6 protein-coding genes are annotated in these 5,158 nt (G+C 30.1%); all 6 read right to left on the bottom strand.

The window, feature by feature from the left end; translation table 11 throughout:
* Positions 1-78 precede the first annotated feature (78 nt).
* Positions 79-795: an HAD family hydrolase gene (locus HMPREF0202_RS06150; RefSeq protein WP_023052291.1), complete on the bottom strand. Its 717-nt coding sequence runs from the start codon at positions 793-795 to the stop codon at positions 79-81.
* Positions 796-820: 25 nt separating this feature from the next.
* Complete coding sequence (locus HMPREF0202_RS06145; RefSeq protein ID WP_023052290.1) at positions 821-1,633, bottom strand: purine-nucleoside phosphorylase; 813 nt, start codon at positions 1,631-1,633, stop codon at positions 821-823.
* Positions 1,634-1,699: 66 nt separating this feature from the next.
* The gene (locus HMPREF0202_RS06140; protein ID WP_023052289.1) at positions 1,700-2,656 is read right to left on the bottom strand and encodes a nitronate monooxygenase; all 957 of its coding nucleotides are present in this window, start codon (positions 2,654-2,656) and stop codon (positions 1,700-1,702) included.
* A 17-nt stretch (positions 2,657-2,673) separates the two neighbouring features.
* A complete protein-coding gene (locus tag HMPREF0202_RS06135) occupies positions 2,674-3,423 on the bottom strand; it encodes a phosphatase (RefSeq protein WP_023052288.1) in 750 nt (249 codons plus the stop codon).
* A gap of 24 nt (positions 3,424-3,447) precedes the next feature.
* Complete coding sequence (locus tag HMPREF0202_RS06130; protein WP_023052287.1) at positions 3,448-4,608, bottom strand: CD0519/CD1768 family membrane protein; 1,161 nt, start codon at positions 4,606-4,608, stop codon at positions 3,448-3,450.
* A 52-nt stretch (positions 4,609-4,660) separates the two neighbouring features.
* On the bottom strand, positions 4,661-5,158 hold a 498-nt coding region (locus HMPREF0202_RS15280), incomplete at its 5' end, for a GyrI-like domain-containing protein (protein ID WP_023052286.1).

Here is a 5,158-nt window from a genome sequence, read left to right as displayed (position 1 = left end):
ACTTCCTCCTCTTTTTAAAAATTTATTTTTATTATTGGACTAATAATAAAACTTTTTTGTAAAATTGTCAAGTTTTTTTTATAAAATTTCTACATCTGCTGAAACTTTATAGATAACATCTTTTCTTTCTACAAATATTTCAGTTTTATTTTTTAAATTTTCTTCTGTTTTTATTTTTAATAATAACTCTCTTGATGGATTTATAGCTCTAGGATGTCCTACAAGATTAAGCATACTATAATCACCATTAGTATCTCCATATGCGTAACTTTCTGATAAATCAATATCATATTTTTCACAAAAATTATTTATTGCTATCATTTTATTTTTTGAATCCCACATTGGAGAAATATCTCCTGAAAGTTTTCCATCTTCAAAATGGTATATTGATCCACAATAATCATCTGCTCCCCATTTTTTAGCCATTCTTGAAACTAAAAAATCTGGGCTTCCAGAAATAAAAATTACTTTATGTCCTTGTTCCTTATGCCATTTTATCATGTCTCTTGTAAATTTATATACTCTATTTCCTTTTAACTCTAACACTTGATCTGAAATAAAATCATTGTATTGAAGAGATAATCCTTTTATAGCATCAACATATGTAGTAGTTATCTCTTCTAGATATTTATCATAATCTCCTACTCTTTCATCCCATTTTTTAAAAGCATCCTTTACCTTTAATTCGTATTCTCTAATATCAAGTAGCTCGTACTTTATAAGTTTTTTAAAATGCTCTGTTAATAGTGAATTTCTGTAAATTGTTCCATCAATATCAAAAAATGCTGCTTTCATACTTTATACCTCCTATGAGTTATTATTACAACTCTTTTACTGTTTCAGCAATCCATTTACAGAATCTCTCTCCTGTTTGGTTTGCTATTTCTACAACCTCTTCATGTGAATGTGGTTTAGTAGCTATTCCTGTAGCCATATTAGTTATACAAGATATTCCTAATATTTTAATCCCTAAGTAATTAGCCACTATTGACTCTGGAACTGTAGACATTCCAACAGCTGATGCTCCCATTGTCATCATCATTTTTACTTCTGCCGCTGTTTCATATGTTGGACCTGAAGATCCTAAGTATACTCCCTCTTCGAATTCAATATTAAGTTTACTAGCTACATTTTTAGCTTTTTCAATTAAAGCTTTACTATACGTTTCAGACATATCTGGGAATCTTGGTCCAAATCTTTCATCATTTGATCCAATTAATGGATTTGTTCCAAAAAAGTTTATATGATCATTAATTATCATTAACGTTCCTGGCTTAAAATCTCTATTTGCTCCACCAGCTGCATTACTTACAATCATTGTCTCTATTCCAAATTTCTTAAACACATATTGAGGATATGTAACTTCTTTCATATTATACCCTTCATAGTAATGAAATCTTCCTTTCATTACTAAAACTTCAACATTATTTATTGTACCAAAAACTAATTCTCCTGCATGTCCTGCAACTGTTGAAACAGGAAAATTTGGTATATCTTTATAAGGTATTACAACTTTATTTTCAACATATTCCACTAATCCACCTAGTCCAGATCCTAAAATTATAGCTATTTTAGGTCTATTTGTCACCTTAGAATTTAAAAACTCTACAGTCTCCATTACTTTATTATACATAATATTTTCTCCCCTTATTTTTTAGATAAAAAGGGTAGATCTCTCCACCCTTGTGTTTTTTTCCTATTAGAAAGCTATCTTTGAGAATGTTTCATCTAGTCTTACTTTTTCTTCTTTTAGTTCTTTCATTAATTTATCTACAATCTCTTGGCAACTTAAAGCTTCTTTAACTAATCCAGCAACTTGTCCTGACATAACACTTCCATTCTCTATATCTCCATCTACAACTGCCAATCTTAGTTTTCCTTTTCCTAAATCTTCAATCTCCTCTTTCGGAGCTCCTTTTACTTCTAATTCTAATATTGCTTTAGCAAATTTATTATTTAATACTCTTACAGGATGTCCTGTATAATTTCCTGTTGTAACTGTTGATCTATCCTTAGCTTTTAATACTAAGTTTTTATAATTTTCATGAACATCACACTCATGAGCAACTATAAATATCGTTCCAACTTGAATAGCCTCTCCTCCTAAAGCTAAAGCTGCTAAAAATTGCTCTCCACTTGCAATTCCTCCTGCAACTATAACAGGAATTGAAACCTCTCTAGCTACTTGAGTTGCTAAAGACATAGTTGTAATTTCTCCAATATGTCCTCCTGCTTCTAATCCTTCTGCAACTACCGCATCTGCACCTATTCTCTCCATTCTTTTTGCTAAAGCTACTGATGCTACTACTGGTATAACTTTTATTCCAGCTGCTTTTAATTTTTCCATATATATTCCTGGATTTCCTGCACCTGTTGTTACAACTTTAACACCTTCTTCTATACAAACATCTATTTGCTCTGCAACACTTTCCATCATTAACATTAAGTTAACTCCAAAAGGATTATCTGTAATAGATTTTGCCTTTTTAATCTCTTGTCTTAAAACTTCTGGCGGCATTCCTCCACCAGCAATTATACCTAATCCTCCAGCTTTAGATACATGTCCTGCCAAATTTCCATTTGATATCCATGCCATTGCTCCCTGGATAATTGGATATTTAATTCCTAATAATTCACAAATTCTATTTTTTTGCATCTTCTTTCCTCCCAAAATTAAGAGTTTACCTCTTTGGTTCTCAACTCTTGTCTCAGCTTTAAAAATTTATCAAAAGTTTCTCTCGAACTATTTATTATTAATTCTTCTGGATAATCAACTTCTTCCAAAAGTTCAATTGCCCTTTGAAACTCTCCTATGTGACCTGAATAATGAGCATCTGTTCCTAAAGCTATGTAGCATCTCTCTTTTTTAGCTAGTTCTAACATTTTTTTACAATTTTTCTTTGAACCAACTCTTGTAATTGTTCCTAAAGAGGTGTTATTAACTTCTAACGCCACGTTATTTTCTTTAGCTGCCTTCACTATTTTTTCATAGTCTACTGGAAAAATTGGATTTCCCAGATGCACTATTATATCAGCTTTTTGCTTTTTTATCAAACTCAATATAGCTTGTGTATTTTTCTCGATATCATCTATGTTTCCATATTCATCTACAACATGGAATCCTGCTAAAATTAACTCCATATTTTCATAAATTTTTTGATTTATATCTAACTTTCCATTTTCATTTAAAATATTAGCCTCTACACCTTTTATAACTCTTACCCCTTCTATTTGCTTTGGTAAAATAGCAATATTAACAAGATGCCACCAATGTGGAGTATCTTGCAAAGCTGGTCCATGATTAGTTATTGCGATAACTTCCATTCCTTTTTTAGAAGCTGCACCTATATTTTCTTCTAATGTACTAAATGCATGAGGATTCACATTTGTATGAATATGTAAATCAATCTTATAATTTTTCATAGTTGATCTCCTTTAATAATTAAACTACATAAAAACTGTATAAAGAATATTAGCTACTACTCCAGCAACTATTCCACCAATTGTATGACTAAATATAGCTTTTCCTGTTAATCTTCTATAACCTAAACTATCCATCATTGCCACGTGAGTACTTAAATATCCACTCCATGTCATTCCCATAGCTGTAAATACTGCAATTTCTCTAGATGTTATCGCTCCATCATTGATAAATCTAGGAACCAACCCTAATGCAGCTCCTACGGCTCCTAAAGATGTTATTGGAAATGCCAAAGCTTTTGCACTTGTAAATCCAAAAAGTGGCTTTAAAATAAATTGTAGTTTTTCACCTATATAAGGTAGCAATGCAATTCCTTGATAAGCTTCACCTGTATAACCTTGCGGTCCTGGTCCATTAGTTAGCAATAAAACTGTTGTACAAATTATTAAAACTCCTGGAATTATTTCCATTCCCATTTGTACTCCATTTTTTCCTCCTTCTAATAAAGCTTCTAATAATCTTTCCAATACATTTCCATCTCTTATATCTCTATATTCAAAGAAATCTGAATCTGCAGATTCATCTTCTAAAGATTCTTTTTTTTCATTAAAAATCTTTTTTGTAAAATTAATCATTAGATTAACACTTACTATACTACCTACAAAAGCTCCTAAATTTCCTAGAACAACTGGAAATACAAGATTTTCATTCATACTACCACTTTGAGCTATCATAAATGTAGAAACTATAAATCCCATTCCAAAAGAAGTTCCTAAATTTGTTAAAGCTGGTAATTGATATTTCTTAAAATATTTAGTAAATCCTTTATCTGCTGACAAACTTAAAATAGCTGGATTATCTGAAATATATGTAGTCAAAACTCCTAAAGCTGCCGCCCCAGGTAATCTATATAATGGTTTCATTAGTGGTGATAGTAATTTATTTAATATTGCAATTACTCCAAATTCTGATAAAATTCCTGCAAATGCTCCTGCAATAACTGATACTCCCATTATAAAGAACACTGTATTTAACAGTAAATCATGGGCTGTTTTTATAATTGTATTAATCATATTGATTCCACCCATCTTACTAGATGTTAAATAGATTAATGTCGAAAGTATTGCTATACATACAACACCTTCTAAGCCCATAGCTTTTTTTCTTCTTGATTTTTTTGCATCCATGTTTTTTCTCCTCTTTACTTCCTTGCTACCTTATAGAATATCTTAATTTTTACTATTTTTCAAATTTTTTTATAGGAATATATATATCTATTATCCCTCCAAAGCCATTTTCAAATGGCACCACAACCTCATTTCCCACTTCAATAGAGTTTCCTTCAATTTCAAACTTATTATCTTTTATAAAACGATACAAATTTTCATAAGTCAACTTTATCATGTCAAAAGTAGTTTTATGCTTTAACATAACACAAATTTTGCTTTTTAAAACTTCTTCACCTGCTATTGATTGATTATCTGGAACTAAAATACCAATTTTACTTAGTGGTAATTCTGATCCTTCGTACAAATCATGTTTTTTTACTTCTGATATATAAATTATTTCCTCTATATTATTTTTATTCCCTAATCTTTGTAATTTATCATATGTTTCTGCTATTTCTTTTTGGTCCAAAGGATTTTTTATTTTTATAAAATAAACTTTCATTTCTTTTAAATTAATTATTTCAACTTTCTCTTCTAAATTACTTAACATCTCTTTTAAACATAATAT

This window comes from Cetobacterium somerae ATCC BAA-474, assembly GCF_000479045.1.
Classification (GTDB): Bacteria; Fusobacteriota; Fusobacteriia; order Fusobacteriales; family Fusobacteriaceae; genus Cetobacterium_A; species Cetobacterium_A somerae.
The sequence above is the reverse complement of the archived record's forward strand: the minus strand, read 5'-3'. Positions and strand labels throughout refer to the sequence as shown.

What these genes read in the sequence shown, in the direction of transcription:
- HMPREF0202_RS06130 (WP_023052287.1), bottom strand. Translation starts at nt 4,608, where the DNA reads ATGGATGCAAAAAAATCAAGAAGAAAAAAAGCTATGGGCTTAGAAGGT.
- HMPREF0202_RS06145 (WP_023052290.1), bottom strand. Translation starts at nt 1,633, where the DNA reads ATGTATAATAAAGTAATGGAGACTGTAGAGTTTTTAAATTCTAAGGTG.
- HMPREF0202_RS06140 (WP_023052289.1), bottom strand. Translation starts at nt 2,656, where the DNA reads ATGCAAAAAAATAGAATTTGTGAATTATTAGGAATTAAATATCCAATT.
- HMPREF0202_RS06135 (WP_023052288.1), bottom strand. Translation starts at nt 3,423, where the DNA reads ATGAAAAATTATAAGATTGATTTACATATTCATACAAATGTGAATCCT.
- HMPREF0202_RS06150 (WP_023052291.1), bottom strand. Translation starts at nt 795, where the DNA reads ATGAAAGCAGCATTTTTTGATATTGATGGAACAATTTACAGAAATTCA.